The organism is Streptomyces sp. ITFR-21, assembly GCF_031844685.1.
In the GTDB taxonomy this organism is placed as follows: Bacteria; Actinomycetota; Actinomycetes; order Streptomycetales; family Streptomycetaceae; genus Actinacidiphila.
The window spans coordinates 676,303-703,242 of record NZ_CP134605.1; the positions used below are offsets into that span (position 1 = coordinate 676,303).

The window sequence follows — 26,940 nt, forward strand, 5'->3', positions numbered from 1 at the left end:
AACGGGAAAGGCCCGCCCGCGCTTTCGCGGCACGCGGTGGCGGATGGCGACCACTATTGCCGTTCGCCCGGCCTTTCCACCAGAGTTCCCGGCCGTGCCCTGCTGTGATTACTGGTCTCGACCATTGGCGGTCAACCGGGGAGAACCACCAGGTCACGCCCAGTCAGATTGAGTCGTTCCCCGCCGTCCTCGGTACAAATCACGATGTCCTCCACCCGGGCGCCGAAAGTGCCGGGGAGATAGATGCCGGGTTCGACCGAAAAGGCCATCCCGGCCGCCAGCGGGCGGGTACTGCCCGCGACGATGTACGGCTCCTCGTGTGTTTCCATGCCGATGCCGTGGCCGGTGCGGTGGACGAAGTGCTCGCCGTAGCCCGCCGCGGTGATGAGGTCGCGGCCCACAGCGTCGAGTTCCTCGGCGGTGACGCCGGGCCGTACCGCCTCGGTCTGCGCGGTCTGGGCGCGCAGCAGCACGTCGTACAGCTCGCGGAAGGCTGCGGGGGGCTCGCCGACCGCGTAGGTGCGGGTGGAGTCCGAGCAGTAGCCGTCGGGGGTGGTGCCGCCGATGTCGACCACCACCGGGTCGCCCGCCCTGATCACCCGGTCGGAGACCTCATGGTGCGGGCTGGCGCCGTTCGGGCCCGAGCCGACGATCACGAAGTCCGCGGTCGCGTGGCCCGCGTCGAGGATGGCGGCGGCGACGTCCCGGGCGACCTCGCGCTCGGTGCGGCCGGGCCTGAGCCACTCGCCGATCCTGCGGTGCACCCGGTCGATCGCCGCGCCGGCCCGGCGCAGCGCGGCGACCTCGGCGGGGCTCTTGCGCATCCGCAGCACGGACAGCACGTCGCCGGCCAGGCCCGGCTGCGCGCCGGGCAGCGCGGCCTGGAACGCGAGCAGCTTCTCCGCCCACATGTGGTTGTCCACCGCGAACAGCCGGGTGTTCGGCGGCAGCCGGCGGGCGATCAGGCGGTAGGCGTCGTCGGTCTCGCCGAACCCGGTGATCTCGATCCCGAGGTTCCCGGCCGGCGACGCCTGCGCGGCCGGCTTCTCCAGCGCCGGCACCACCAGGAACGGGTCGCCCTCGGCGGGCACCACCAGGCAGGTCAGCCGCTCTGTCGCCAGGGCGTGGTACCCGGTCAGGTACCGCAGGTCGGCGCCGGGCGTGACCAGCAGCGCGTCGAGCCCGGCGGCAGCGGCGGCGCGGCGGGCGAGGGCGAGGCGTTCGGCCGTGAAGAGGTCCGCTGCGCGGGGCTCGGTCTGTGTCACGCTGCTCACGGTAATCCTCTTTCCCCCGCCACCGCCCCCCGTCCACCGTCCGGCGCTCGCCCTCCCGGGGGCGGGTCGCCGTTCGCGAGGGCGCACGCGGCGTCCGCCGGACCGCGGCCGCCCTGGCGGGCGCGGCCCACCGCCCGGCGCCCGGACCACGACAGCGGCGGCCCTTCCGGGCCGGCGCCCGGGTCCGGCCCCGTCGCGGCCGGCCGCGCGGTTCCCCCGCCCCTGCTCGGCCGCCGGCGGCAGGACCACCCCAGGACCCCGGGGACGCCCTCGCGCCAGGACCGTACGCCCCCAGGGGCGCGGGGAACTGCGAGTGCCAGTCCCCAGTCGTCGACCCCGCAGTTGTACGCCCCCAGGGGCGCGGGGAACCGCGCGCACCACCCACCGCCGGCCAGTGACCCGGACACGAGGCAACAACCCCACCGCGACCGGCCACGCCGCCCGCCGCGGGGGCTAGACAGGACCGGTCCGGCGCCGGGAGGCGCGCAGGCGGGGGGAGGGAGGGGGACGTAGGGTCGGGGGGTATGGAGGAGTTGACGATCGCGCGGCTCGCCACCCTGCTGCCCGTGCTCGCGCCGTCCTGCGGCGCCGTGCGGCTGGTCGGTGTGGACGGCCACGCGGGGGCCGGGAAGACGACGCTGGCGCGGCGGCTCGCGGCGGAGCTGGGGGGCGCTCCGGTGGTGCACACCGACGACCTCGCCACGCACGAGGAACCGTTCGGCTGGGTGGACCGGCTGACCGGCCAGGTACTGCGGCCGCTGGCGGCGGGCGCCACCGCCCGGCACGAGGTGTACGACTGGGTGACCCGCCACTTCGTCGGCCGGCGGGAGGTCCCCGCCGCGCCGGTGGTGCTGCTGGAGGGCGTCGGCACCGGCCGCGCCGCCGTACGCCCGCACCTCGCGCTGCTGCTGTGGCTCGAGGTGGACGCCGACACCGCGCGGCAGCGCGGCCTGCGCCGCGACGGCCCGGAGCTGGCCCCCTTCTGGACCGGCTGGACCCGCGAGGAGGACGCCCACTTCGCCGCCGACCCGTCCCGGCCTTTCGCCGATCTGCTGGTCCACCAGACGGCCGACGGCTACCGGGCGGTGACCGGCGGTGCCGTACGCGCCGTCCCGGCCCTGCGCTCTCACCGTGCGTGACGACCCGGCGGCGGCCCGCATCGGTGGTCGGCCAGGAAGCGCGTAGGCCGCCCGACATCGCTTGACCACCCGGGTATCCAGCAATTACGTTTTCAACAAGCGGCCGGAAACGGCGGCTCAGCAGACGCGGAGCCCCCGGTTGTTCCCCCGTGACCGGGGGCTCCGCTTTGCCCGCGCGACCGCTGTGCCCCCCTTGCCCGCGCGCCCTCCTCACGTACCGTCACCACCCGGGCACCCGTACGTCCTGGCCCCCGCCGTCCCACCGCTTGTCCCGGCACCCTACGGAGTTCGCAGTTGCCCGGGTACGATGCCGAAAGGGGGGCGGCGCGGTGGCACGGGGGTGCTGCTGGCTGCCTCAACTCCCGCCCGCAGGCCAGGGCTTGGGGAGGGGTGGAGTCGGCGCGGGGGACGGATTGGTGGGGACTTGATGGACTTCGGCACCGACCGTCCGGGCTCCCCGGCCGATCTGGCCTGGCTGCGCGGGGTCGACGCGTACACCATGGGGGCCTACGTCCAGGCCGAGGCGCAGTTCAGGTCCGCGGTGCGGATGGACCCCGGTATGGCGGACGCCTGGCTGGGCCTGCACGCGCTGCGTGTCGACACCTCGACCGCGCTGCTCCAGATGTACCGGCACCGGGACCGCTTCGGCGAGCAGCGCGCGGCCCACCGCCGTACCCTCAACTCCTGGTACTGGCTGGGCTGGTGGGTGCAGCCGGTGCTGGAGACCAGCCGCGACCTGCTGCTGGCGCACGCCTCGCACTGGCTGGACGGCCGCCATGTGGCCGAGCTGGACCGGGCGTTGGCGGACTGCCCGCCGATCGACACCGACCCGCAGGTCCGCTTCCTGCACGCCTGCCGGTCTTATCTGGTCAAGGACTGGGAGCACCTGGTCCGGCACACGGAGCCGCTGCTCGGCGACCCCGTACTCGGCATCGAGGCGGGGCTGTTCGGCGGCATGGCCCGGGTCCGGCTGGAGATGTGCGGGCAGGCCGAGCCGCTGCTGGCCGCCGCCTTGATGCGCTGTCGCAGCGAGCAGCCGCAGCGCAAGGAGCTGCGGTACTGGCTGGCCCGCGCCTACGAGGGCACCGGCAGGACCGCCGCCGCGCTGCCGCTCTACCGGGCGGTGCACCGGGTCGATCCGGCCTTCATGGACACCGCCGCCCGGCTGGCCGCGATCCAGGAGGCCGACGACGGTCTGGACGAGGGCGCGGGACTCGCCGCGGTGTCGCTGGCCGGCACGGGCACCGGCCAGGCGGTCCCCGAGGGCGCCGACCTGGAACCGTCGGTGCTGGGCGACCCGGCGGGCGGCGTCGGCGCCGGCCCCGACCTGGACGACACGCTGATCGGGCCGGGCCCGCTGGAGGACGACATGCGCGACCGGACGCCGGGCCCGCCGGCCGGCACGCTGCCGCCGCAGCTGCCGCTCGGCGGCTCCGATCCGGTGCTGCTCGACCAGGCGCTGGCCGAACTCGACCGCATGGTGGGCCTGGAGCCGGTCAAGCGGCAGGTCAAGGCGCTGTCCGCGCAGCTGCGGATGGCCAGGCTGCGGGCCGGGCAGGGCCTGCCGGTGCAGCCGCCGAAACGGCACTTCGTGTTCTCCGGGCCCTCCGGCACCGGCAAGACCACCGTGGCCCGGATACTCGGCCGGGTCTTCTACGCCCTCGGACTGCTCGGCGGCGACCACCTGGTGGAGGCCCAACGCTCCGATCTGGTCGGCGAGTTCCTCGGCCAGACCGCGGTGAAGGCCAACGAGCTGATCGACTCCGCGCTCGGCGGCGTGCTGTTCGTGGACGAGGCGTACGCGCTGTCCAACTCCGGCTACAGCAAGGGCGACGCGTACGGCGACGAGGCCCTTCAGGTGCTGCTCAAGCGGGCTGAGGACAACCGGGACCGGCTGGTGGTGATCCTGGCGGGCTACCCGGAGGGGATGGACCGGCTACTGGCCACCAACCCCGGACTGAGCTCGCGCTTCACCACCCGGGTGGACTTCCCCAGCTACCGCCCGTCGGAGCTGACCCGGATCGGCGAGGTGCTGGCCGTGGAGAACGGCGACCGCTGGGACGAGGAGGCGCTGGAGGAGCTGCGCGCGATCAGCGGGCACGTGGTCGACCAGGGCTGGATCGACGAACTCGGCAACGGCAGGCTGCTGCGCACGCTGTACGAGAAGAGCTGCGCCTACCGCGACCTGCGGCTCTCGGAGTACCCGACGACGCCGGGCCGCGAGGAGCTCTCCACGCTGCGCCTGCCCGACCTGATGCAGGCCTATGGCGAGGTGCTCTCCGGCCGCGGCCCCGGGGTGCCCCCACAGGACCCCGCGGAATAGCCTTCCGGGCCCGGGGCGGTCCCCTCCGGCACGGCTGGCGGACGGGGCCGCCCCGGGCCGGCCGGCCGGTGGGGCCGGACCCGGGTCAGCGTTCGAAGGTGCCGGTCAGCCGGGCGCGGCCGAGGACGGGCGGGGTGACGGCGGGCCGGACGCCGCGCAACCAAAGCGCCGGGTTCCAGGTGGTCGGCCGCCGGGTCGGTCATGGCGTCGCACAGGCCGGGCGTCCGGTCATACCGTAAGGCTGAACTATCGATCAGCCTTACGGTATGTCGGATGGTACGGAACCGCCGTCGGCGAACACCCCGCGCCCGCTGGCGGGTGCGGGGTGTTCGCCGACGGCGGGGCCCGCCGCGGAGAAGAGCGGCGGGCTCAGCCCGAAGCGCGTGATCGGGTCACCTGACCAGCTCGCCCGGGTCCACCTCCGAACGCTCCCCCGAGGGCCCCGGCAGGGCACGGGCGCCGTTGGAGGCGCCCCCGGGGGCGGCCGCACCGTTCAGGACGCGGTCACCGCCGGAGGCGAGGGCCGGGGCGCGGTGGGCGGGGTCGCGGACCTCGCCGACCAGCATCTCCAGGACGTCCTCCAGCGCCACCAGCCCCAGCACCCGGCCCGTGCCGTCCGCGACCGCGGCCAGGTGGGAGGCGGCCCGCCGCATCGCGGTGAGCGCGTCGTCCAGCGGCAGGTCGGCGCGGAGCGTGGTGATCGGCCGCCACAGCCGCTGCGGCACCGGCCGGCCCGCGTCCTCCACGTCCAGGACGTCCTTGACGTGCAGGTAGCCGAGATAGCCGGGGCCCTCGGCGTCCGGTGCGGCGATCGGGAAGCGGGAGTAGCCGGTGCGTACCGTCAGCTCCTCGACCTCGCGGGGGGTCGCGCTGGGCGCCAGGGTGATCAGCTCGCCAGGGGTGAGCAGCACCTCCGTCACCGGGCGGGTGCCCAGTTCCAGCGCGTCCTCCAGGCGTTCCTGCTCGTCGGAGTCGAGCAGCCCCGCCTGCCGGGCGTCCTCGACCAGTACGGTCAGCTCGGCGCTGGTGAACACCGCGTCCACCTCGTCCTTGGGCTCGACCCGGAAGGCCCGCAGGATCATCCGGGCGCACGCCCCGAGCACCGCGATGACCGGGCGGAAGATCCGGGCGAAGCCGACCAGGCCGGGGCTGAGCCACAGCGCGGTCTTCTCCGGCGCGGCCATCGCCAGGTTCTTCGGCACCATCTCGCCGATCACCAGGTGCAGCGACACCACCAGCGCGAGCGCCAGCACGTAACCCACCGGGTGGACCAGCTCCTCCGGCATCCGCGCCGCCGAGAAGACGGGCTCCAGCAGGTGGGCGACGGTCGGTTCGGCGACCGCGCCGAGGGTCAGCGAGCAGACGGTGATGCCGAACTGGGCGGCGGCCATCATCTGCGGCAGGTGCTCCAGCCCGTACAGCACGGTACGGGCCCGGCGCTGCTCGGCGGCGAGCGGTTCGACCTGGCTGCGGCGGACCGAGACCAGCGCGAACTCGGCGCCGACGAAGAACCCGTTGCCGAGTACCAGCAGGACGGCGAACAGCAGTCGGAGTGCGCTCATCGCCCGTCCTCCTCCCCCGCGGCGGGACCGGTACGCACGATCCGCACCCGTTCCGCGCGGTGGTGGCCGACCTCCTCGACCCGCAGCCGCCAGCCGGGCAGCGCGACGGCGTCGCCGATCTCCGGGATGCGGGTCAGCAGGTCGGCGACGAGCCCGGCGACCGTCTCGTACGGCCCCTCGGGCGCGTGCAGGCCGATCCTGGCCAGGGTGTCGATCCGGCAGCCGCCGTCGGCGTCCCAGGTGGGCAGGCCGTTCTCGGCCGAGGCCTGGGCGAGTTCGGGCAGGTCGGCGGCGTCGTGCTCGTCGCGGACCTCGCCGACCAGCTCCTCGACGATGTCCTCCAGGGTGACCACGCCCGCGGTGCCCCCGTACTCGTCGACCACGACCGCTATCGGCTGCTGGCTGCGCAGCATCTCCAGCAGCAGCTGGCCGGGCAGCGTCTCGGGGACGAGCAGCGGGGCGACCGCGATCCGGCCGGCCGGGGTGCGGTCGCGCAGCTCGGCGGGGACGGCGAGGGCGTCCTTGAGGTGGACCATGCCGGTGATGTCGTCGAGCCGCTCCCGGTAGACGGGGAAGCGGGACAGGCCGGTGGCCCGGGTGAGGTTGAGTACGTCCGCCGCGGTGGCGGTGTCCTCCAGGGCGGCCACCCGCACCCGGGGGGTCATCACGTTCTCCGCGGTGAGGTGGCCCAGCGACAGGGTGCGGACGAACAGGTCGGCGGTGTCCTGTTCGATGGCGCCGGCCTGCGCCGAGTGCCGGGCCAGCGAGACCAGCTCACTGGGGGTACGGGCGGAGGCGAGTTCGTCGGCGGGCTCGACGCCGAGCATCCGCACCAGGCGGTTGGCGGTCCGGTTGAGGAGTTCGATCAGCGGGCGGAAGACGCGGGAGAAGACCTGCTGCGGTCCGGCGACCATCCGGGCGACGGCCAGCGGCCGGGAGACAGCCCAGTTCTTGGGGACCAGCTCGCCGATGACCATCTGTACGGCGGAGGCCACGACCATGCCGAGCACCACCGCCAGGGCGGGCGTGGCGCCGTCCGGTATCCCGGTGGCGGCGAGCGGGCCGGTCAGCAGGTCGGCGAGCGCGGGTTCGGCCAGCATGCCGACCACCAGGGAGGTGATGGTGATGCCGAGCTGGGTGCCGGAGAGCTGGAAGGAGAGTTTGCCGAGGGCCGCCACCACACTGCGGGCGCGGCGGTCGCCTTCGGCCGCGGCGCGTTCGGCGGCCGGCCGTTCCACCGTCACCAGGCCGAACTCGGCGGCGACGAAGAATCCGTTGGCGAGGATCAGGACGAGGGCCGCTGCGAGCAGCAGCAGTGAGGTGTTCATGATGCCGCCGCTCGCTCTGCCGGGGCGGTCGGGCCCGGGTCGGAAGGGGCGGCGCAGGTACTACCGGACGGTTCGTCCATCGGGCTGGGGAAGTCACTCCTCGATCGGTCGGGGCCCCGCGATCGGTGCGGCGGGGGAGGTGCGGGGCGGGCGCGGGGGGCGCCGTCGCTCCAGGGTAGTCATTGCGGCCCGTGTCGCGTAGGACGGTGTACGGCGTCGTCGGGTGTGGTCACGGAGTGCTTTCCCCGCGGTTCGCTGCGCAGTCCCGGTGGGCCGGTACGCGTCGCCGGTCCCCATTTCAGCGCGGCTCCGCGGGGCCGCCGCCGCGCGCCTCGCCGAGTTCCTCCACCAGGGTGCGCAGCAGCAGCGCGTCCCGCAGCGCCCGGCGCCTGGCGATGCCGGGCTGGATGCCCATCACCGGCAGGCTGGTGCCGTCGGCGAGGTCGAGGTGCACCCAGGCGTCGCCGTTGCGCAGGTGCACGGCCACCACCTCGGCCCAGTCCAGCCGGCGTTTCAGCGTGAGGTTGATCACGGTGAGCCCGCCGCGGTCGGCGACCGCCTTGGGCCGGCTGAGCAGGAGCAGGACCGCGCAGAACAGCGCCCCGGTCAGGCTCACCACGATCCGCTCGCCGGTGCTCCAGGGCGCGGCGCCGTCGTGCGGCATGGCCACCGCGACCGCGGTGAGCGCGGCGAAGAGCGCGGCGCCGAGACTGAGCAGCACCACCCGGGTGACGAGCGGCCGGAAGGTCACCGGCAGCTCGGCCCGGGTGGTTCGCGGGACGTCGTCGCGGCTCACAGCCGGGCGGCGTGGATGCCGGTGGTCAAGATGGCGCGGGCGCCGAGGTCGTACAGCTCGTCCATGATCCGCTGGGCGTCGGCGGTGGGGACCATGGCGCGGACCGCGACCCAGCCCTCGTGGTGCAGCGGCGAGACGGTGGGCGACTCCAGGCCGGGGGTCAGGGCGACCGCCCGCTCGACCTGCTCGACGCGGATGTCGTAGTCCATCATCACGTAGCGCCGGGCGACCAGGACGCCCTGCAGGCGGCGCAGGAACTGCTGCACCTTGGTGTCCTCGGCCCCGGCGCCGACCCGGCGGATGACGACGGCCTCGGACTCCATGATCGGCTCGCCGAAGGTCTCCAGACCGGCGTTGCGCAGCGAGGTACCGGTCTCCACCACGTCGGCGATGACCTCGGCGACGCCGAGCTTGATCGCGGTCTCCACGGCGCCGTCGAGGTGCACCACGGCGGCGTCCACGCCGTTGTCGGCGAGGTGCTTCTCGACCACGCCCTCGTAGGAGGTGGCGACCGTCATCCCGCCGAGGTCCTGCACGCTGCCGGCGGTGCCGGGCCTGGCCGCGTAGCGGAAGGTGGAGCGGGCGAAGCCGAGCTTGAGGATCTCCTCGGCGTTGGCCCCGGAGTCCAGCAGCAGGTCGCGGCCGGTGACGCCGATGTCGAGCCGGCCGGAGCTGACGTAGATGGCGATGTCGCGCGGGCGCAGGTAGAAGAACTCGACGTCGTTCTCCGCGTCGACCATCACCAGTTCCTTGGACTCCTTGCGCTGCCGGTACCCGGCCTCATGCAGCATGGCCGCCGCCGGTGCGGACAGTGAGCCCTTGTTGGGGACGGCGATGCGCAGCATGAGGACGGGTTCCTTCTGTGGGGCGGCGGTTGGAGGGGGGCCGGGAACGTGTCCGTTCCGGGGACTTCTTACAGGTGGGCGTACACGTCGTCCAGGGAGATGCCCCGGGCGACCATCATCACCTGAACGTGGTAGAGCAGTTGGGAGATCTCCTCGGCGGTGGCGGCGGCGCCCTCGTACTCGGCGGCCATCCACACCTCGGCGGCCTCCTCGACCACCTTCTTGCCGATCGCGTGCACGCCCTTGCCGACGAGTTCCGCCGTACGGGACGTGCCGGGGTCGCCGGTGGCGGCCTTGTGCTGGAGCTCGGTGAAGAGCTCCTCGAATGTCTTGTTGGCCATGGTGGTCCTAAGGGTACGGGGAACGGCCGGCCGCTCAGCGCCGAGGTTCGGCGGCCGAGCGCAGGACGGCGGCGGTGGCGACGGCCGCGGTGACCGCTTCGTGGCCCTTGTCCTCGGCGGAGCCGGGCAGTCCGGCCCGGTCCAGGGCCTGCTGCTCGGTGTCGCAGGTCAGTACGCCGAAGCCGACCGGGACGCCGGTGTCCACGCTGACCTGGGTCAGGCCCGCGGTGACGCCCTGCGAGACGTACTCGAAGTGCGGGGTGCCGCCGCGGATGATCACCCCGAGTGCCACGACCGCGTCGTAGCCGCGGCCGGCCAGCACCTTGGCGGCGACGGGCAGTTCGAAGCTGCCCGGCACCCGCAGCAGGGTCGGCTCCTCGATGCCGAGTTCGCGCAGGGCGCGGACGGCCCCGTCGACGAGGCCGTCCATCACCTGGGTGTGCCACTGGGCCGCGATCACCGCGACACGCAGACCGCCGCTGTTCTCCACGGTCAGCTCGGGGGCGCCCTTACCGCTCACTTCTCTCCTCGGTGCTCAGTGCTCAGTGCTTCGTGCTCGGTGCTTCGTGCTCGGTGCTCGGTGCCTGCGGGTGCGCGGGCGGGTGTTCAGCGGCCGGCCGGGTCGAGCCACGGCAGGTCGTGGCCCATCCGGTCGCGCTTGGTGCGCAGGTAGCGCAGATTGTGCTCCCCGGGGGTGACCGGCATCGGCTCGCTCCCCCGTACGTCCAGGCCGTACCGGATCAGGGCGCCGGTCTTGGCCGGGTTGTTGGTCATCAGCCGCAGTGAGCGGACCCCGAGGTCGGCGAGGATGCTCGCGGCGGCGCCGTAGTCGCGGGCGTCGGCGGGCAGGCCGAGTTCCAGGTTGGCGTCGAGGGTGTCGCGGCCGCGCTCCTGGAGCTCGTAGGCGCGCAGCTTGGACATCAGGCCGATGCCGCGCCCCTCGTGGCCGCGCAGGTACAGCACCACGCCGCGGCCGGCCTCGCTGACCTTGCGCAGCGCGGCCTGCAGCTGCGGGCCGCAGTCGCAGCGCTGCGAGCCGAAGACGTCGCCGGTCAGGCACTCGGAGTGCACCCGGACCAGGACGTCGTGGCCGTCGCCGATGTCGCCGGCCACCAGCGCGACGTGCTCCACGCCGTCATCGGCGGCGCGGTAGCCGTAGGCCCGGAAGTCGCCATGGACGGTGGGCAGCGCGGTGCTGGCCTCGCGGCGGACGGCGGGGGCCGGCGGCGTGGTGGTGCCGGTCTGCGGGCTCGCGGCGGGCTCGGTGGCGCGACGGTAGGCGATCAGGTCCTCGATGGAGATGATCGCCAGGCCGTGCTTGCGGGCGAACGGGAAGAGGTCCGGCAGCCGGGCCATGGTGCCGTCCTCGCGGGCGATCTCCACGATGGCGGCGGCGGGCCGCAGTCCGGCGAGCCGGGCCAGGTCCACCCCGGCCTCGGTGTGGCCGGGGCGGGCGAGCACCCCGCCGGACCGGGCGCGCAGCGGGAAGACGTGCCCGGGGCGGACGAAGTCGGTGGCGACGGCGCCGGGTTCGGTGAGCAGCCGGATGGTGGCGGCCCGGTCGGCGGCGGAGATCCCGGTGGTCACCCCGTGCGCGGCGCTCGCGTCCACCGACACGGCGAAGGCGGTCCGCATCGACTCGGTGTTGGCCTGGACCATCTGCGGCAGCTCCAGCCGGTCCAGTTCGGCTGGCTCCATGGGCACGCAGACCAGTCCGCGGCACTCGCTCATCATGAAGGCGACGATCTGCGGGGTGATCTTCTCGGCGGCGACCACCAGGTCGCCCTCGTTCTCCCGGTTCTCGTCGTCGACGACCACGACGGGCCGGCCGGCGGCGATGTCGGCGATGGCGCGTTCCACCGGGTCGAGCACCAGGTCGGTGTCGTCGTACCAGGAGTCGTGCCGGTCGTGCCCGTCGTGTCCCTCGCGTCCGTCATGTTCATCGTGCTCGTCCTGCAGTACGGTCACGGCGCTCATGCCGTCACTCCTTCCGCGACGGTGGTGGTGCGGTGGGTCTGGTCGCGGCCGGGGGCCGCGGGGGAGCCGCCGCGGGGGCGGACGGCTGTGGACGCCTCGCCGGCCGGCCGGTGCGCGGCGTTCACCGGGCACCGGCCCCGTCGGCGGCGTCGGGGTCCGGCAGCAGCATGCGCTCCACGTACTTGGCGATGACGTCGACTTCGAGGTTGACCGGGTCGCCGGGCTGCTTGATGCCGAGGGTGGTCAGCGCGAGGGTGGTGGGGATCAGGCTGACGGTGAAGTGGTCGGCTGCGGCGTCCACCACGGTGAGGCTGATGCCGTCGACCGTGATGGAGCCCTTCTCCACGACGTAGCGGGCGAGTCCGGCGGGCAGCGCGATCCTGACGATCTCCCAGTGCTCGGCCGGGACGCGCTCCAGTACGGTGCCGGTGCCGTCCACGTGGCCCTGGACGAGGTGACCGCCGAGCCGTCCGCCGAGCGCCATCGGGCGCTCCAGGTTGACCCGGGAGCCGGGGACGAGCGCGCCGAGGCTGGAGCGGTTCAGCGTCTCGGCCATCACGTCGGCGGTGAACGCGCCGTCCTCGTACTCGACCACGGTCAGACAGACGCCGTTGACGGCGATGGAGTCGCCGTGCTTGGCGTCCTCGGTGACGACGGGGCCGCGGACGGTGAAGCGGGAGGCGTCGCCGAGGTTCTCGACGGCGGTGATCTCACCCAGTTCTTCGACGATTCCGGTGAACACTTCAGCTCTCCTGAGTTGCGGTGGGGACGGCGGTGACGCGCAGGTCGGGACCGAGGCGCACGACATCGGTCACGTCGAGCCGCAACGCGTCCGCGATGGTCCTGATTCCTGCCCGGCCGAGGGCGGCGCGGCCGGAGCCGAGCAGGGCGGGGGCGAGGTAGCCGGTGACGGCGTCGACCGCGCCGGCCGCGACGAACGCCCCGGCGAGCGTCGGACCGCCCTCCAGCAGCACCGAGCGCACCCCGCGGCGGTGCAGTTCGGCCAGCAGGGCGGGGATGCGCAGTCCGCCGTCGTCGCCGGGCGGCAGCCGGACGGTGTCCACGCCGGGCAGGTGCGCGGTGTCGGCGTCCTCGGCGACGGCGATCAGGGTCGGGGCGGCGTCGTCCAGCACCCGGGCGCCGAGGGTGGTACGGGCCCGGGTGTCCACCACGACCCGCAGCGGCTGGACGGCCCCGTCGACGCCGCGGACGGCCAGGTGGGGGTCGTCGGCGAGCAGGGTGCCGGAGCCGACCACCACCGCGTCGGACTCGGCGCGCAGCCGGTGCACGTCGGCCCGCGCCTGCGGGGAGGTGATCCAGCGGCTGGAACCGTCGGCGGCGGCGATCCGGCCGTCGAGGGTGGCGGCGTACTTCCAGCGCACATGGGGGCGGCCCTTGCGGACCGCGGTGAGCCAGGCGGTGTTGACCGCCTCCGCCTCGGCGGCGAGCAGCCCGCTCGCCACGTCCACCCCCGCGGCCCGCAGCGTTTGCCCGCCGCCGGCCGCGACCGGGCTGGGGTCGGCGACCGCGTAGACGACCCGGGCGAGTCCGGCCGCGATCAGCGCCTGGGCGCAGGGGCCGGTACGGCCGGTGTGGTTGCAGGGTTCGAGGGTGACCAGCGCGGTGCCGCCCCGGGCGCGTTCCCCGGCGGCGAGCAGTGCGTGCACCTCGGCGTGCGGGCCGCCCGCCCGGCGGTGCCAGCCCTCGCCGGCGACGGCGCCGGACGGGTCCAGGATCACGCACCCGACGACGGGATTGGGCGCGGTGGCGCCGAGCGCGCGAGCCGACAGCGCGACGGCGCGGTACATCGCGTCGGTTTCCGTGGCGGTGGCCACCGGGTCCTCCTGCCTCTCCAGGCACGGACTCCGGGGCGTCGGGAGACTTCGGGCGGAACGCCGCTCCCCCGCACACCGGGACACCCGCGGCACACGCCTCACGCGTGGCCCGCCGGGCGGCGGCGTACCGTGGACAACGCCCGCCGCGCACTGCCTCCCATCCGGACTTTAACCGTCGGTCCAGGAGTTTCACCTGGTCAACCGGCCGCAGGCTGCGGTCGGGTCGCGGACTGTAACCGCCGGTTCGGAATTGCACCGACCCCGGAGTGCGCAAACGTCACTGATACGCCCCCGATTTTGCCACGCCGCAAAGGCTGTGGCCCGGCCATCGCCTGTGCGCTGCCTCACACGACGGCGATGTTTATCCCGCTTTTTCCCCATGTCTCCGCCCCGCGGGTGCCGCCCGGTCTCAGCCGGCCGGGGCGAACAGGACCTCCTGCGCCGCGTCCAGCGCCGTGACCACCGCGCCCCGCAGGATCGCCATGCCCTCCACCGCAGTGGTCAGGACCGTGGTGCGCAGCGGCGAGAGCCGGGCCAGTTGCTCGTCGACGAGGGCGGCGAGCAGCGGGCCGCCGCCCTGCCCCACCTCGCCGGCCAGGACGACCCGCCCGGGGTCGAGCACCGCGCAGATCGCCGCGGCACCGACCGCGATCCGCGCCGCCAGCTCCGCCAGGAACGGCCGGCCGGCGGGCCCCGCCGCAACTGCGGCCCGCACCGCCTCCCCGGCCGCCGCCGCGTCGCCCGCCGCCCCCGCCGCGAAGCCGTGTGCGCGGGCCAGCGCGCAGACCGCGCGGCTGCCGACCAGTCCGTGGTAGCCGTTGTCGCAGTCCGTCGCGGTCGGCAGCTCCCCGGTCAGGGACAGCGGCAGGAACCCCACCTCGCCGGCGCCGCCGGAGACCCCGCGCCGCAGCCGCCCGTCGAGCACGACCCCCGCGCCCACGCCGCCGCCGATCCACAGCAGCACGAAGGTGTCCGGCTCCCCCGCCGGGCGGCTCCGCTGCTCGGCCACCGCCGCCAGGTTGACCTCGTTCTCCAGCAGCACCGGCACCCCGAGCCGCTTGCGGACCTCGTCCACCAGGTCGCCGTGCCAGGCCGGCAGCGCCCCGGAGGAGCTGAGCCGCCCGGTGACCGGGTCGACCAGACCGGGGGCGCCGAAGACGACGGTGTGCAGCCCGGCGGCAGCGCCGGCCTTCCGCGCGGTGTCCTGGAGCAGCGCGATCCCGTCCTCGACGATCCGCTCCGGCGCCGCGTCCTCGGTTACCGGCAGCACCGCGCGGGCGGCCGGGCGGCCGAGCAGGTCGGCGATCTCCACCCCGATGCTCTCGATCCGCACGTCGAGCCCGGCGACATACGCCCGGCCGGCGACGATCCCGTAGACCCGCGCGTTGGGGCCGCGCCGGGCCTCACCCGCCTCGCCGACCACCTCGATCAGCCCGGACTCCTGGAGCCGCTCGACGAGGTCGGCCACGCTGGGCCGGGACATGCCGGTGAGTTCCTTCAGCTGCCCGGCGGTGAGCGGCCCTTCCTCCTGGAGCAGGCGCAGCGCGAGCCGGTCGTTGATGGCGCGGGCGGTACGCGGCGACGCGTTGCGCCCGGGGTGCGCGCGGGTCACGGTCATACGGCGATCCTTCCAGACCGGAAAACCCTTATCGTTCAGGTAGCCTTCCTGATAGTTTACCGGCCATGCAGAGCGCTGACGCCACCGGGCGCGCCCCCGCCTCCGCCCGCCGGGCCCACGTGACCATAGCCATGGCCTTCGCCGTGCACGGCGCGGCGAGCGGCACCTTCGCCACCCGGATCCCCTGGATCAAGGACCATCTGCATCTGAGCGCGGGCCAGTTGGGTCTGGCCCTGGTCTGCCCGGCGATCGGTTCCTCGCTGCTGATGCCGCTGGCCGGGCGGCTGATGCACCGCTTCGGCTCGCGGGCCGCGCTGCGGCTGCTGCTCGGCCTGTGGTGCGTGGTGCTCCCGCTGCCGGCGCTCGCCCCGGGGCTGCCCTGGCTCTGCCTCGCCCTGCTCGTCTTCGGCGCCAGCGCCGGGATGACGGACGTGGTGATGAACGCGCTGGGGGTCGCCGTCGAGGAGCGGAAGGGCAGGTCGATCATGTCGGGGCTGCACGGCATGTGGAGCCTGGGCACCCTGGTCGGCGCCGGTATCGGCGTGCCGGCCACCCACGCGGACCTCGACGCCCGCGTCCATCTGGGCGCGGTGGCGGCGCTGCTGCTGGCGGTCGCGCTGCTGGTGTGCCGCGCCGCCCCCGACGTACGGCCGGCCGCGGACGAGAAGGCCCCGCCGCGCTTCGCGCTGCCGCCGCGCGCCGCCCTGGTGATCGGCGGCATCGGCTTCTGCGGCACCTTCGCCGAGGGCGGCAGCTCCGACTGGTGCGCGGTGTACCTGCGGGACGTCACGCACGCCTCAGCGGCGACGGCCGCGCTGGCGTACGCCTGCTTCTCGGCCGCGATGGTGACCACCCGGCTGCTGGGCGACCTCGCGGTCCGGCGGCTGGGCCCGGTGGCCACCCTGCGCGCCGGCGGGGTGGTCGCGACCGCCGGCGGCACGCTGGTGGTGCTCTCGGACGCGCCGGTGACCGCGATCGCCGGTTTCGCACTGCTCGGCATCGGGGTCTCCACAGTGGTGCCGCTGTGCTTCGCGGCGGCCGGCCGGCGAGGCCCGGTGCCGAGCCAGGCGATCGCCGGGGTGGCGACGGTCACCTACACCTCGGGACTGATCGCCCCGGCCGCCATCGGCGGTATCGCCGGGGCGAGTTCGCTGACCGCGTCCTTCACCCTGGTCACGGTGCTGGCGCTGGGCCTGGTGCTGGGCGCGGGGGTGGTACGGGCGCCGGCCACGGCGGTCGCCGGCTCCCCGGCGCCCGCCGCGCTGCCGTCCCCCACGTCGGTGGACTGACGGCGGGTGGCGGGAGGACCAGAGGGTGGCGTCCCCGGGGCGCAGGCCCGCGGGTCGCTCGGTCGGCCGGTGGTCCGGACCTCGGCGGGAGAAGAGGTCCGGCGGGCACGCACGGGGGAATCGAGCCCGCCGGACCGTGCTCATTACGTTAGCGTCCCGTCGCGGTCCGTTGGGCCCGGCGGCCCCAATTCATGCCGCGGGAATACGCCATGGCACAGGCGCGCCGCCATCATCCTTACGCAGTACGGCAGTTGGGCGGCTCGCGGCACGTTTTTCGGCCCCGCCGGGCACCGGTTTCAGCCGACTGCCAAATTCTGCAGACCCACCACGTGCAGCAGCCGCAGCCGCTCGTGGGACTCGGTGCCCGGACGGGCGCTGTGCACGACCAGCCGCTGGTCGTGGTCGGCGCTCAGCAGCACCTCGCAGTCCAGCACCAGCTCGCCGACCACCGGGTGCAGGACGCGCTTGACGTCGGTACGCCACACCGCCACCTGGTGGTCCTCCCACAGCCGGGCGAACAGCGGGCTGGCCGCGCGCAGTTCGGCCGCCAGCGCGGCCGGCCGCGGATCGTCGGGCCGGGCGGCGAGCAGCGCCCGCAGCCCGGCCACGTGGTTGCGGGCCAGCCGCTCGTGGTCCTCGGCCGGGTACAGCGCGAGCGTCTGGGGTTCGGTGAACATCCGCCGGATGATGTTGCGGGCCAGCGGCGGGCGCGCCGAGATGTCGCCGAACAGCGCGGCGGCCATCAGGTTCTGCGCCAGGATGTCGCCGAAGTCGGTGATCACCTGGGCCGGGGTGTCGTGCAGCCGGTCCAGCACCAGCAGCAGCCCGGGGCGGACGTACCCGCTGCCCACCGCCTCCCGGGGCGGTTCCTCGCCCGACAGGTGGAACAGGTGGTTGCGCTCGTCCACGCTCAGCCGCAGCGCGCGGGCGATCGCGGCCAGCATCTGCCGTGAGGGGCGGGAGCCGCGGCCCTGCTCCAGCCGGGTGTAGTAGTCCACCGACATGCCGGCCAGCTGGGCCACCTCCTCCCGGCGCAGCCCCGGGGTGCGCCGTCTGGCGCCCTCGGCGAGGCCCACGTCGGCCGGGCTCAGACGGGTGCGGCAGCGGCGCAGGAAGTCGGCGAGTTCCGGTCGGTTCACACTCCCCAGGATGCGGCCGGGACGGCCGCCGGACCAGATCCCAGCCAGGGAGCGCCGCTCCCTGGATAAGGAGGTCTCTCCCGGTCACCCGTCCGGCGGCGGCAGGCTCTGACCGGCAGGCCAAGATCAGTACTAATCAGGGGTGAGGAGTACGCCATGAGGATTCTGGTCACCGGGGCGACCGGTCGGGTGGGCCGCAGGTTCGTACCGCGGCTGCTGGCGCGGGCGGCAGGCTCCGACACCGTACGGCTGCTGGTCCGCGACCCGGCGCGGGCCGAGCCGCTGGTCCGGCTGGGCGCGGAGGCGATGACGGGTGAGCTGCGCGAGCCGGCCGACGTCCGCCGGGCGCTCGCCGGTGCGGAGGCGGTGGTGAACCTGGCGGCGTCCTTCCCGGCGCCGGGGGTGCCGGACGAGGAGCTGTGGGCGGTCAACCACGAGGCGGCGCTCGCCCTCGCCCGAGCCGCGCTCGACGCCGGCGCCAGCCGCTTCGTCCAGGCCGGCACCGGCCTGGTGTACGGCGCCGGCCGCGGCAGACCCGCGGCCGGGGACGGCGGGCCGGTTCCCGGGACGCCGGCGTGGGACGCGTACGCGCGGTCCAAGCGCGCCGCCGAGGAGGGGCTGCTGGCGCTGCACCGCGCGTACGGCCTCGACGTCCGGATCGGCCGGCTGACGTACGTCCACGGCGAGGGCGGCCCGCACCCGGCCGCCGCGCTCCACCGGGCCGCCGGCCGGCCGGACCGCCGGCGGACGGCGTCGATCCGCCACGCGGACGTGCCGCAGGGCCTGCTGCGGCTGCTCTACGCGCCGGGGATCGGCGGCCGCGCGTACGACCTCGCCGACCACGCCCCGGCCACCGCCGTCGAGCCGTACCGGCTGAGCGGCGCCGGGATCCCGGCCGGCCCGTGGGACGGCGTGGTCTCCGCCGTCCGCGTCGGCGGCGCGCCGGGCCCGCGCCCGCGGTACCCGTGGGCGCGGGCGGTCGGGGACGCGGGCGTGCGCTGAGGAGCGGCACGTTCACCCTTTCCGGCGATCCGGCGGCGCGTGCCCCGGCCCGCGGGGCGGCGGGCGGGCCAGGCTGGGCGGATGACGACGGCAGGGCGGCCGGAACCGGCGGACGTGGGGCGGGTGCTCTCGCTGATGCGGGGGCTGGACTCGGCGCTCCCCCGCACCGACGGGGTGGCTGTCTTCAACCGGGTGTACCTGTCGGTCACCGAGGAGATGCGGCGGCGGCTGGCGGCGGGGGTGTTCGCCGACCCGTACGCGGCCGGTGAGCTGGCCGCGCGGTTCGCCGGCCGCTACCTGGCGGCGGTCGAGGACGACCGCGCGGGCCGCCGCCCGCCCGACTGCTGGCGCCCGCTGCTGCGGCTGCGCGGCCACCGCGGCATCCGTCCGGTCCAGTTCGCGCTGGCCGGGATCAACGCGCACGTCGGGCACGACCTGCCGCTGGCGGTGGTGGACACCTGCCGGGCGACGGGCCGTGCGCCGCAGGCGCTGGAGGGCGACTTCGACCGGGTGGGCGAGGTACTGACCGCGATCGAACGGCGGGTCAGGGAGGAGCTGATGCCGGGCCCCGACCTGCTGGAGGCGGCCGATCCGCTGACCCATGTGGTGGGCGTGTGGAGCCTGGAGCGGGCCAGGGAGGCGGCCTGGGCGGCGGCCCGGCTGCTGTGGGCGCTGCGCGGCGGCCACGACGCCTACGAGGAGTGCGTGACGCGGCTGGACGCGGGCGTCGGGCTGGTGGGGCGGTTCCTGCTCACCCCGCTGCGGGGGTGAGCGGGCCGCGGGGGCGGCCCGCCGGGGCCGGGCCCGGGGGCGGCCCGCCGCTCAGTCCTCGGGCAGCAGCACGGGCGCTATCTCGTCGTAGACGTCGCCGGGCCCGGGGTTGCCCGGGTCGGTCCCCCCGCCGAGGTGGTGCAGCACGCCCCAGACCGCGTTCAGCGCGGTCTGCACCGCGCCCTCGGCCCACCCGGCGGTCCAGGAGACGTCGTCGCCGGCCAGGAAGAGGCCCCGCCGGTCGGCGGGCAGGGTGTCCTGCATGAAGTGGGTGAACAGCCGCCGCTGGTAGCGGTAGTGGCCGGGCAGGTTGGCCTTGAACGCGCCCATGAAGTACGGCTCGTTCTCCCAGGAGACGGTGACCGGGTTGCCGATGATGTGCTTCCTGATGTCGACCCCCGGGTAGATCCCGCCGAGCGAGGTGAGCATCACCTCCATCCGCTCGTGCGCGCTCAGCGGCAGCCACTTCAGGCTGTCGTCGCACCAGGTGTAGGACAGGCAGATCGCGGCCGGCCGGTCGGGTCCGTCGTCCAGCAGGTACGTGCCGCGGGTCATCCGGTCGGTGAGCGTCATCGACATCAGGTCCCGGCCGGTGCGGGGGTCCCGGTCCCGCCAGAAGGGGCGGTCGACCGGCACGAACAGCTTGCTGGACTCCATGTAGTGGGTGCGTTCGACGGCCGTCCAGTGGTCGATCGGCAGGAGCGAGTCGTCGCAGGCGATCTTGGACAGCAGCATCCAGCTCTGCGCGGTGAAGACCACGGCCCGGTAGCCGCGCATGTCGCCGGAGGAGTCGGTGACGGTGATCCGGTTGCCCGCGGTGCGGTGCAGCGCGGTGACCGCCGGGCGCGGGGTGCCGCCGTGCAGGGAGCTCAGCGATGTGCCCGGCGGCCAGTGCAGCGGTTTGTCCGGCGCGCGCTCCCACAGCCGCAGCGGCAGCTGCCCGCTGCCGCCGACGATGCCGCGGTGGTCGTCGTCGGCGCCGGTGTAGACCACCCGCAGGATCTCCAGGATGGAGTTGGGGAAGTCGGTGTCCCAGCCGCCGGTGCCGAAGCCGACCTGCCCGAAGATCTCCCGGTGCCGGAAGGAGCGGAAGGCCGGGGAGTCGCACAGGAAGCCGTAGAAGGTCTGGTTGTCCAGTCTCTCGACCAGGCCGGACCAGATCGCCCGGATCCGGGGGACGTCCCTGGTCCGCACCGCCCGCTGCATCGCGGCGAAGTCGGCGCCTTCCTCCAGGCAGGTCCGCCAGGCGCGCATCACCTCGTGGAAGACCTCGGGCAGGTCGTCCACGGTGGTGGCGTAGTGCGTCTCGCCCTTGAGGTCGACCACGGTCGACGGGGTGCCGGGCGCCAGCGGGTTGGGGAACGGCCGGGTCTCCAGGCCGACCAGGTCCACGTAGTGCTGGAAGGCCGTGGAGGACGGCGGGAAGCGCATGGCGCCCATCTCGGCGGTCAGCCCCGGGTCGCAGCCGTCGAAGGTGACCGTCCGCAGCCGGCCGCCGATCCGGTCGGCCTCGTAGACGACCGGCCGCAGCCCGGTCCTCATCAGCTCGTACGCGGCCACCATCCCGGACAGTCCGCCGCCGATCACCGCGACCTCGGTGCCGTGCTCGGCCGCGGGCACGGCACCCAGGCCCGCCGGGTGCGCCAGGTAGTCGTCGTAGGCGAAGGGGAAGTCGGGGCCGAACATGGTCACCGGCGGCTGCGCCGCGGCCTCGGTGTGCTGCTCGTCGTGGACGGCGGTGGGCACGGACGTCATGGGGCGCTTCTCCAGGCGGACTCTTCGGTCGCTTCGGGTGCCTCGGGCCGGCGCACCAGCGAGCCGTACAGCTCGGGGCGGCGGTCGGACAGGTACGGGGTGTCGGCGCGGGCCGTCCGCAGCACCGCCGGGTCGGCGTCGGCGACCAGCAGCTCGGTGCCGGTGCCGGCCCGGGCCCGCACCACTCCGTCCGGCCCGGCCAGGCAGCTGAGCCCGGTGAAGTCGTAACCGCCCTCCGGGCCGCAGCGGTTGACGTAGGCGATGTGCATGCCGTTCTCGTACGCCCTGGCCGGCACCAGGGTCCGCGGCACGAACTCGTACGGCCGCATCAGCGCGGTGGGAACGGCCAGCAGCTCGGTGCCGGCCAGCGCGTGGGCCCGCACCGCCTCGGGGAACTCCAGGTCGTAGCAGATCAGCAGCCCGATCCGGACGCCGTCGAGGTCGGCCTGCACGACGGGCTCGGCGCCGGGGGTGAAGATGCCGCGCTCGTAGGCGCCGAACAGGTGCGCCTTGCGGTAGGCGGCGAGCGGGGCGCCGTCGGGGCCGACGAGGCGGGCGGTGTTGAACACGGCCGCGCCGGCCAGTTCCGGGCTCCCGTAGACGATGCCGATCCGGTGCCGGGCGGCGATCTCCCCGACCCGGCGTTCGGCCGCGCCGCCGGCGGTCTCGGCGAGTTCCGCGGTCCGTCCGCCGAGCGCGTACCCGGTCAGGAAGAGTTCGCTGGTGACCAGCAGCCGGGCGCCCTGCCCGGCGGCCCGGCCCGCGGCCTCGTCCAGCACGCCGAGGCTCTCCGCGACGCTGCCGGGAATTCCGCCGGGACCTTGCAGCAGCGCGGTGCGCAACGGCGCCATGGCACCTCTCTCTCCCCTTGTTCCGCGTCGTCATCACGCGCTGTTTCGCCTGGTCAGGCGGGGTCTACGAGCGTGCTCCGACGGTACGGCCGCCGACCCGGCGGCGGCAAGACGCGATCATTGCGGCCAGGCGGTCGATTCGTTGCGTCTTCGGGGCCGACCGCGGCGATTCGTTGCGCGGGGTGCCCGATGTGGTGGCAAAAGGGGCGCGCTCGGCAAGCCCGGCAGGCGGCGGCGGGGTGGGCACGGGACGGCCACGGCCGGCCCGCTGTCAGCGGGCCGGCCGTGGCCGGGGTACTGCCGGTACTGCCGCCGCGGCCGGTCGGCCTCAGCGGAAGCGGGGGTCGTCGCGGCCCTGGCCGGAGGCGGGGTCGGTGTCCGCGTCGGAGCTGAGGTCGGTCTCGATCCGCTCCTTGCGGACCCGGCCGTGCACCTTCTTCTGCTCGGTGTGCTCCTCGACGCGCATCCGGACCCGCTCCTTCGGGACCACCCGGGTGTCGATGACCGGCTGGTCCTCGTGCAGGACCACCTCGTGCTCGGACTCGGCGATCTCGGCGCCGGACAGCGCCGCGCCGCGGTTGGCCTCGGTGATCGGCTCGCGTTCGAGCCGAACCTCCTCGTGCCGGATCGGGATGGTCTCCTCGACCTCCTCGACCTCGACGAACTTGTGCAGCCGGGCCCGGCCGGCGGCGCGCCGCTCGACCTCGACGTGCATCTCCTCCTCCGAGCGGGTCATGGCGTCGTCCTCGATGCCGGCGGCCCGCTCGGCCGGGCCGGTGCGCCCGGCCGCGTAGCCCGCGGCCCCGGTGCCCGCCTCGCCGCCGGTCGTCCCGGCCCGCGGAGCGCTCTGCCGGCCCGCCGCGCCGGTGGCCGCCGCCTCGCCGTCGTCCGCCGCGCCGCCGCGGGCCTCCAGGCCGTAGTAGCGGTACAGGTGCCGCTCCTCCTCGACCGAGAGGTGTCCGCCCGAGTCGACGTCGACGTTCGGCGCTCCCTTGACCTGGTCCTTGTCGTACGGGATTTCGAGGTGGTCCTCGGTCATCCGGGCGGAACGCGTCGGCACGAATGTCTCGTTGTTGCCGAAGAAGCCGGTCTTGACAGTGACCCACTCCGGCTCGCCGGTGCGGTCGTCCAGATACATGTGCTTGGCGTCGCCGATCTTCTTTCCCTGAGAGTCATGAACCGGATGGCCCACGACCTGGGATATCTGGTCGCGCGTGATCATGTCGCCTCCTCGGGCTGCCGGGACCCATCTGGCCCCAAGGTTGCGACTAACCCCAGCAGGACAAACAAAACCCGCAAATAGCCGTGAATCAGACATTACCTGCCTGATGGCGCACGTCCCGCCGGTCCGCGCCCCGCTTGCCCGCCCCCGCCCGGTCAGTCCGGCGCGCCCGCCCCGTACCGCCGCAGCAGCGGTGACAGCACCAGCACGGACTTCGTCCGGGTGACGAACGGCTCCCCGGCGATCCGCTCCAGCACCTGCTCGAAATGCCGCACGTCGGCCGCGAAGACCTGCACCACCGCGTCCGCCTCCCCGGTCACGGTGGACGCCGACGCCACCTCGGGGTAGCGGGCCAGGCCCCGGCGGATGTCCGAGGGGGAGGTGTTGTGCCGGCAGTACAGCTCCACCAGGGCCTCGGTCTGCCAGCCGAGCGCCGCCGGGTCGACCCGCACCGTGAAGCCGGTGATCGCGCCGGCCGCCAGCAGCCGGTCCACCCGGCGCTTGACGGCGGGCGCGGACAGGCCCACCTCGGCACCGATGTCCGCGTACGAGCGGCGGGCGTCGGCGGCCAGCGCGTGCACGATGCGCTCGTCGAGCTCGTTCAGCGGCACGGCTACTGCCAGCTGACGTGCAGCGGCTGGCCCTCGGCGTAGCCGGCGGCGCTCTGCACCCCGACCACCGCCCGCTCGGCGAACTCCGCCAGCGTGGCGGCGCCCGCGTAGGTGCAGGAGCTGCGCACCCCGGCGACGATCGAGTCGATCAGGTCCTCCACCCCGGGCCTGGCCGGGTCCAGGAACATCCGCGAGGTGGAGATGCCCTCCTGGAAGAGCGCCTTGCGGGCGCGGTCGTACGCCGACTCCTCACTGGTGCGGTTGCGCACCGCGCGGGCCGAGGCCATGCCGAAGGACTCCTTGTAGAGCCGGCCGTCGGCCGCCTGCTGGAGATCGCCGGGCGACTCGTACGTACCGGCGAACCAGGAACCGATCATCACGTTGGACGCGCCCGCCGCCAGCGCCATCGCCACGTCGCGCGGATGCCGTACCCCGCCGTCCGCCCAGACGTGCTTGCCGTGCCGGCGCGCCTCGGCGGCGCACTCCAGCACCGCGGAGAACTGCGGGCGGCCGACGCCGGTCATCATGCGGGTGGTGCACATCGCGCCGGGGCCGACGCCGACCTTCACGATGTCCGCGCCGGCCTCGACCAGGTCCCGGACGCCCTCGGCGGCCACCACGTTGCCGGCCACCAGCGGCACCTGCGGGTCCAGGCCGCGGACGGCGCGGACCGCGTTCAGCATGGACTCCTGGTGGCCGTGCGCGGTGTCCACCACCAGGGTGTCCACCCCGGCGTCCAGCAGCTGCTTGGCCTTGCCCGCGACATCGCCGTTGATACCGACGGCGGCGGCGATCCGCAGCCGCCCGCGGGCGTCCACGGCGGGCTCGTACAAAGTGGCGCGCAGGGCGCCGGTCCTGGTCAGGATGCCGGCCAGCCGCCCGTCGGCGTCCACCGCGGGGGCGAGCCTGCGGTGGGCGTCCTCCAGCCGGTTGAAGGCGTCCCGCGGGTCGATGTCCGCGTCGAGCAGCAGCAGGTCCTTGGACATCACCTCGGACAGCTGGGTGAACCGGTCCACGCCGGTGAGGTCGGACTCGGTGACCACCCCGACCGGCCGCCCGTCGTCCACCACCACACCGGCGCCGTGCGCCCGCTTGGGCAGCAGGGACAGCGCGTCGGCGACGGTCTGGGCGGGCGCCAGCGTGATCGGGGTGTCCAGCACCAGGTGGCGCTGCTTGATCCAGCCGATCACGTCGCTGATGACGTCGATCGGGATGTCCTGCGGGATGACGACGAGGCCGCCGCGGCGGGCCACCGTCTCGGCCATCCGGCGGCCGGCGATGGCGGTCATGTTGGCCACGACCAGCGGGATGGTGGTGCCGGTCCCGTCGGGGGAACGCAGGTCCACGCCTTGGCGGGACCCGACCGCGCTGTGGCGGGGCACCATGAACACGTCGTCGTACGTCAGGTCGTACGCGGGCTGAACGTCATTGAGGAAGCGCATACCGACTCTCTCACCTGCGGTGCTGACATGGCGGCGGGCGGGGAGTCAGGACTGGGCCGGCACCGGACCAGGCTGCGGCTCCTCGTCCCATCATTCCTGATGCCGGCCGCTCACGGGGAGGGCCCGGCGATGTCTGTGTCTTCCGCTGAGCGGGCGGCGCCGCGCGCTGTGGCTTCCGCCGACGGAGCCGCCGGTGCCGAGCTCCCCCGGCTCCCCGGCCCCGGCTTCGTGGCCCCGGCTTCGTGGCCCCGTGGTCCCGCCGACCCCGTGTCCGGTGGCGGGGCCGGCCCCGCCACCGGCCGCCGGCCGGGCCGCCGTCAGCCCGGGGAGCCCGAGACGCCCTCCTCGCCGCCCTCCAGGACCACGGACAGCTCGGTGTCGGTGTCGCGCCAGAAGATCTCGGCGTCCCGCAGCACCTCCTTGACGATCCGCCATTCGCGGGGCATCGAGGACGCGTAGTTCTCCCAGTTGCGCAGCCGCAACTGCCGGTGGCCGGTCTCGGGGGGCCACCACGACAGGTCGGTGAGACAGTCCGCGAGGGCGTCCCAGTTGCGGCCGAACCAGTCGGGGAGGTGCAGGTCGGCACTGCAGCGGTCCATGAAGGACTGCCGGTCGCCGACACCGGCCAGGTCGAGCACGAGCATGCGCCGATGCTGTCACAGCCGCTCGGCGCGGCGGCGGCAGCGCGCCCCGCGGTCACCTGAAGTCCGGCGTCAGGACCCGTCCGGGTCGGCGCGGTCCAGCGCGGGGCGGGTGGGCGGCCGGGTGGTGTGCAGCAGGTGGTCGGCGGCGGCGATGTCGGTCACCAGGCTGGTGACCAGCCCCGAGCGCAGCACCGCGTCGATGGCGGCGGCCTTGCGCATACCGCCGGCGATGGCCAGGACCTCGGGGATCCGCCGCAGCCGGTCCGCCTCGATGGTGATGCACCGCTCGCCCAGATCGCGGCCGACCCGGCGGCCCTGGGCGTCGAACAGGTGCGAGGACATCTCGGCGGCGACGCCCAGTCCCGCGTAGTGCTCCCGCTCGGCGTCGGTGAGCACGTCGTGCACGGTGGAGATGCCGGCCTCCCAGGAGCCGACGGACACCACCGCGACGGTCACCTTGTCGAAGTAGCCCATGGCGGCGGCGATCTGGCTCTGGGCGCGCAGCGCGGCGGCGGTCGCCGGGTCGGCCAGCACCATCGGCGCGTACAGCGGGTGCGCCTCGCCGCCGGAGACCGCGGCGGCGGTGCGTACCGCCTCCACCGAGCCGCGCTCGGCGGTGCCGACGTCGTACACCCCCGTGAGCTGCACCACCGTGCAGGGCGCCAGCCGGTCCAGCGCGTTGGCCATGGTGATGATGGAACGGCCCCAGGCCAGTCCCAGCACATCGCCGTCGCTCACCAGTTCGCCGAGCAGGTCGGCGGCGACCGCGCCCAGGTTCTCCGGGTCGGGGGCGTCGGCCTGGTCGGCCGGGGTCTCCACCACCACGGCGTGCCGCAGTCCGTAGTGCGCGCGCAGGGCGTCGGAGCGTTCGGCGTCGAGCTCGGCGGGGACCCGGATCTCGATCCGCACCAGATCGCGTTCGAGGGCGGTCTCCAGCACCCGGGCCACCTTGAAGCGGCTGACCCCGAACTCCTCGGCGATCTGGATCTTCGACTTGCCCTCCAGGTAGAAGCGACGTGCCATCGCCGCCGCCTGGACCATCTCGCCAGGTCCCATACGCAGCTGTGCGCGGCCTGTGCTCACGTCGCCTCTCCCCGGTCGCCCATCTGATCCGCTCAGCGCTCATCCTCCCAGATCCCCGGAGTTACGGGCGCGTAGCTTCCGCCCGTACCGGAC

At 74.4% G+C, this 26,940-nt stretch carries 24 protein-coding genes and 1 riboswitch; of the genes, 5 read left to right on the forward strand and 19 right to left on the reverse strand.

Annotated elements, in window-relative coordinates; all coding sequences use genetic code 11:
* Window positions 1-131: 131 nt before the first annotated feature.
* Window positions 132-1,265, reverse strand: coding sequence for a M24 family metallopeptidase (locus tag RLT57_RS02945; RefSeq protein WP_311295793.1), 1,134 nt, complete (start codon window positions 1,263-1,265; stop codon window positions 132-134).
* Between the two features lie 533 nt (window positions 1,266-1,798).
* Between RLT57_RS02945 and RLT57_RS02950 the strand changes: the two genes are divergently transcribed.
* Together RLT57_RS02950 and RLT57_RS02955 are read left to right on the forward strand one after the other, a co-directional pair.
* Window positions 1,799-2,413: a uridine kinase family protein gene (locus RLT57_RS02950; RefSeq protein ID WP_311295794.1), complete on the forward strand. Its 615-nt coding sequence runs from the start codon at window positions 1,799-1,801 to the stop codon at window positions 2,411-2,413.
* A 427-nt stretch (window positions 2,414-2,840) separates the two neighbouring features.
* Window positions 2,841-4,736: an AAA family ATPase gene (locus RLT57_RS02955; RefSeq protein WP_311295795.1), complete on the forward strand. Its 1,896-nt coding sequence runs from the start codon at window positions 2,841-2,843 to the stop codon at window positions 4,734-4,736.
* Window positions 4,737-5,128: 392 nt separating this feature from the next.
* On the opposite strand, the gene RLT57_RS02960 is transcribed toward RLT57_RS02955, so the two are convergent.
* From RLT57_RS02960 to RLT57_RS03005, 10 genes are all read right to left on the reverse strand, one after another.
* Window positions 5,129-6,298, reverse strand: a complete 1,170-nt coding sequence (locus tag RLT57_RS02960; protein ID WP_311295796.1) for a hemolysin family protein — start codon at window positions 6,296-6,298, stop codon at window positions 5,129-5,131.
* Entirely contained in the window at window positions 6,295-7,626 is a 1,332-nt protein-coding gene (locus RLT57_RS02965; protein ID WP_311295797.1) for a hemolysin family protein, read from the reverse strand. Before RLT57_RS02965 ends, RLT57_RS02960 begins: the two co-directional genes overlap by 4 nt.
* Before the next feature lie 298 nt (window positions 7,627-7,924).
* A complete protein-coding gene (locus tag RLT57_RS02970) occupies window positions 7,925-8,422 on the reverse strand; it encodes a PH domain-containing protein (RefSeq protein WP_311295798.1) in 498 nt (165 codons plus the stop codon).
* Window positions 8,419-9,267 (reverse strand): ATP phosphoribosyltransferase, encoded by an 849-nt coding sequence (hisG, locus tag RLT57_RS02975; protein WP_311295799.1) that lies wholly within the window; start codon window positions 9,265-9,267, stop codon window positions 8,419-8,421. Before hisG ends, RLT57_RS02970 begins: the two co-directional genes overlap by 4 nt.
* Window positions 9,268-9,335: 68 nt before the next feature.
* Complete coding sequence (locus RLT57_RS02980) at window positions 9,336-9,608, reverse strand: phosphoribosyl-ATP diphosphatase (protein ID WP_311295800.1); 273 nt, start codon at window positions 9,606-9,608, stop codon at window positions 9,336-9,338.
* Between the two features lie 34 nt (window positions 9,609-9,642).
* Complete coding sequence (ribH, locus tag RLT57_RS02985) at window positions 9,643-10,128, reverse strand: 6,7-dimethyl-8-ribityllumazine synthase (protein ID WP_311295801.1); 486 nt, start codon at window positions 10,126-10,128, stop codon at window positions 9,643-9,645.
* 86 nt (window positions 10,129-10,214) lie between these two features.
* Window positions 10,215-11,585 carry a bifunctional 3,4-dihydroxy-2-butanone-4-phosphate synthase/GTP cyclohydrolase II gene (locus tag RLT57_RS02990; RefSeq protein WP_311295802.1) on the reverse strand — a complete coding sequence of 457 codons (1,371 nt, stop codon included), beginning with the start codon at window positions 11,583-11,585 and terminating at the stop codon, window positions 10,215-10,217.
* A gap of 121 nt (window positions 11,586-11,706) precedes the next feature.
* Complete coding sequence (locus tag RLT57_RS02995; protein ID WP_311295803.1) at window positions 11,707-12,327, reverse strand: riboflavin synthase; 621 nt, start codon at window positions 12,325-12,327, stop codon at window positions 11,707-11,709.
* Window position 12,328: 1 nt separating this feature from the next.
* The gene (gene ribD, locus RLT57_RS03000; RefSeq protein WP_311295804.1) at window positions 12,329-13,420 is read right to left on the reverse strand and encodes a bifunctional diaminohydroxyphosphoribosylaminopyrimidine deaminase/5-amino-6-(5-phosphoribosylamino)uracil reductase RibD; all 1,092 of its coding nucleotides are present in this window, start codon (window positions 13,418-13,420) and stop codon (window positions 12,329-12,331) included.
* A 143-nt stretch (window positions 13,421-13,563) separates the two neighbouring features.
* Window positions 13,564-13,694, reverse strand: a riboswitch (FMN riboswitch).
* A gap of 135 nt (window positions 13,695-13,829) precedes the next feature.
* A complete protein-coding gene (locus RLT57_RS03005; RefSeq protein WP_311295805.1) occupies window positions 13,830-15,038 on the reverse strand; it encodes an ROK family transcriptional regulator in 1,209 nt (402 codons plus the stop codon).
* Between the two features lie 65 nt (window positions 15,039-15,103).
* Here RLT57_RS03005 and RLT57_RS03010 point away from each other — a divergent pair, with 65 nt between their 5' ends.
* Window positions 15,104-16,327 carry an MFS transporter gene (locus RLT57_RS03010; protein ID WP_311295806.1) on the forward strand — a complete coding sequence of 408 codons (1,224 nt, stop codon included), beginning with the start codon at window positions 15,104-15,106 and terminating at the stop codon, window positions 16,325-16,327.
* Between the two features lie 296 nt (window positions 16,328-16,623).
* On the opposite strand, the gene RLT57_RS03015 is transcribed toward RLT57_RS03010, so the two are convergent.
* Entirely contained in the window at window positions 16,624-17,466 is an 843-nt protein-coding gene (locus tag RLT57_RS03015; protein WP_311295807.1) for a helix-turn-helix domain-containing protein, read from the reverse strand.
* Window positions 17,467-17,622: 156 nt separating this feature from the next.
* Between RLT57_RS03015 and RLT57_RS03020 the strand changes: the two genes are divergently transcribed.
* Entirely contained in the window at window positions 17,623-18,468 is an 846-nt protein-coding gene (locus RLT57_RS03020) for an NAD-dependent epimerase/dehydratase family protein (RefSeq protein WP_311295808.1), read from the forward strand.
* 81 nt (window positions 18,469-18,549) lie between these two features.
* Window positions 18,550-19,239 (forward strand): DUF5995 family protein, encoded by a 690-nt coding sequence (locus tag RLT57_RS03025; protein WP_311295809.1) that lies wholly within the window; start codon window positions 18,550-18,552, stop codon window positions 19,237-19,239.
* Window positions 19,240-19,290: 51 nt separating this feature from the next.
* On the opposite strand, the gene RLT57_RS03030 is transcribed toward RLT57_RS03025, so the two are convergent.
* The 7 genes from RLT57_RS03030 to RLT57_RS03060 form a co-directional block, all read right to left on the reverse strand.
* On the reverse strand, window positions 19,291-20,994 hold the full coding sequence (locus tag RLT57_RS03030) for a flavin monoamine oxidase family protein (RefSeq protein ID WP_311295810.1): 1,704 nt from the start codon (window positions 20,992-20,994) through the stop codon (window positions 19,291-19,293).
* Complete coding sequence (locus RLT57_RS03035) at window positions 20,991-21,845, reverse strand: carbon-nitrogen hydrolase family protein (protein WP_311295811.1); 855 nt, start codon at window positions 21,843-21,845, stop codon at window positions 20,991-20,993. The genes RLT57_RS03030 and RLT57_RS03035 overlap by 4 nt, the downstream gene beginning before the upstream one ends.
* Window positions 21,846-22,173: 328 nt before the next feature.
* Window positions 22,174-23,067, reverse strand: a complete 894-nt coding sequence (locus tag RLT57_RS03040) for a PRC and DUF2382 domain-containing protein (protein WP_311295812.1) — start codon at window positions 23,065-23,067, stop codon at window positions 22,174-22,176.
* Between the two features lie 155 nt (window positions 23,068-23,222).
* On the reverse strand, window positions 23,223-23,678 hold the full coding sequence (locus tag RLT57_RS03045; RefSeq protein WP_311295813.1) for an Lrp/AsnC family transcriptional regulator: 456 nt from the start codon (window positions 23,676-23,678) through the stop codon (window positions 23,223-23,225).
* A gap of 2 nt (window positions 23,679-23,680) precedes the next feature.
* The gene (locus tag RLT57_RS03050; protein ID WP_311295814.1) at window positions 23,681-25,120 is read right to left on the reverse strand and encodes a GuaB1 family IMP dehydrogenase-related protein; all 1,440 of its coding nucleotides are present in this window, start codon (window positions 25,118-25,120) and stop codon (window positions 23,681-23,683) included.
* Between the two features lie 317 nt (window positions 25,121-25,437).
* The gene (locus tag RLT57_RS03055; protein WP_311295815.1) at window positions 25,438-25,764 is read right to left on the reverse strand and encodes a barstar family protein; all 327 of its coding nucleotides are present in this window, start codon (window positions 25,762-25,764) and stop codon (window positions 25,438-25,440) included.
* 69 nt (window positions 25,765-25,833) lie between these two features.
* Window positions 25,834-26,847 (reverse strand): sugar-binding transcriptional regulator, encoded by a 1,014-nt coding sequence (locus RLT57_RS03060; RefSeq protein ID WP_311295816.1) that lies wholly within the window; start codon window positions 26,845-26,847, stop codon window positions 25,834-25,836.
* Window positions 26,848-26,940 lie beyond the last annotated feature (93 nt).

Excerpts from the sequence above, each read along its gene's own strand:
- RLT57_RS02950 (WP_311295794.1), top strand. The coding sequence starts at position 1,799 with ATGGAGGAGTTGACGATCGCGCGGCTCGCCACCCTGCTGCCCGTGCTC.
- RLT57_RS02960 (WP_311295796.1), bottom strand. The coding sequence starts at position 6,298 with ATGAGCGCACTCCGACTGCTGTTCGCCGTCCTGCTGGTACTCGGCAAC.
- RLT57_RS02955 (WP_311295795.1), top strand. The coding sequence starts at position 2,841 with ATGGACTTCGGCACCGACCGTCCGGGCTCCCCGGCCGATCTGGCCTGG.
- RLT57_RS02980 (WP_311295800.1), bottom strand. The coding sequence starts at position 9,608 with ATGGCCAACAAGACATTCGAGGAGCTCTTCACCGAGCTCCAGCACAAG.
- RLT57_RS03005 (WP_311295805.1), bottom strand. The coding sequence starts at position 15,038 with ATGACCGTGACCCGCGCGCACCCCGGGCGCAACGCGTCGCCGCGTACC.
- RLT57_RS02990 (WP_311295802.1), bottom strand. The coding sequence starts at position 11,585 with ATGAGCGCCGTGACCGTACTGCAGGACGAGCACGATGAACATGACGGA.
- RLT57_RS03035 (WP_311295811.1), bottom strand. The coding sequence starts at position 21,845 with ATGGCGCCGTTGCGCACCGCGCTGCTGCAAGGTCCCGGCGGAATTCCC.
- RLT57_RS03010 (WP_311295806.1), top strand. The coding sequence starts at position 15,104 with ATGCAGAGCGCTGACGCCACCGGGCGCGCCCCCGCCTCCGCCCGCCGG.
- RLT57_RS02965 (WP_311295797.1), bottom strand. The coding sequence starts at position 7,626 with ATGAACACCTCACTGCTGCTGCTCGCAGCGGCCCTCGTCCTGATCCTC.
- RLT57_RS03025 (WP_311295809.1), top strand. The coding sequence starts at position 18,550 with ATGACGACGGCAGGGCGGCCGGAACCGGCGGACGTGGGGCGGGTGCTC.
- RLT57_RS03055 (WP_311295815.1), bottom strand. The coding sequence starts at position 25,764 with ATGCTCGTGCTCGACCTGGCCGGTGTCGGCGACCGGCAGTCCTTCATG.
- RLT57_RS03030 (WP_311295810.1), bottom strand. The coding sequence starts at position 20,994 with ATGACGTCCGTGCCCACCGCCGTCCACGACGAGCAGCACACCGAGGCC.
- RLT57_RS03020 (WP_311295808.1), top strand. The coding sequence starts at position 17,623 with ATGAGGATTCTGGTCACCGGGGCGACCGGTCGGGTGGGCCGCAGGTTC.
- RLT57_RS03040 (WP_311295812.1), bottom strand. The coding sequence starts at position 23,067 with ATGATCACGCGCGACCAGATATCCCAGGTCGTGGGCCATCCGGTTCAT.
- hisG (WP_311295799.1), bottom strand. The coding sequence starts at position 9,267 with ATGCTGCGCATCGCCGTCCCCAACAAGGGCTCACTGTCCGCACCGGCG.
- RLT57_RS03050 (WP_311295814.1), bottom strand. The coding sequence starts at position 25,120 with ATGCGCTTCCTCAATGACGTTCAGCCCGCGTACGACCTGACGTACGAC.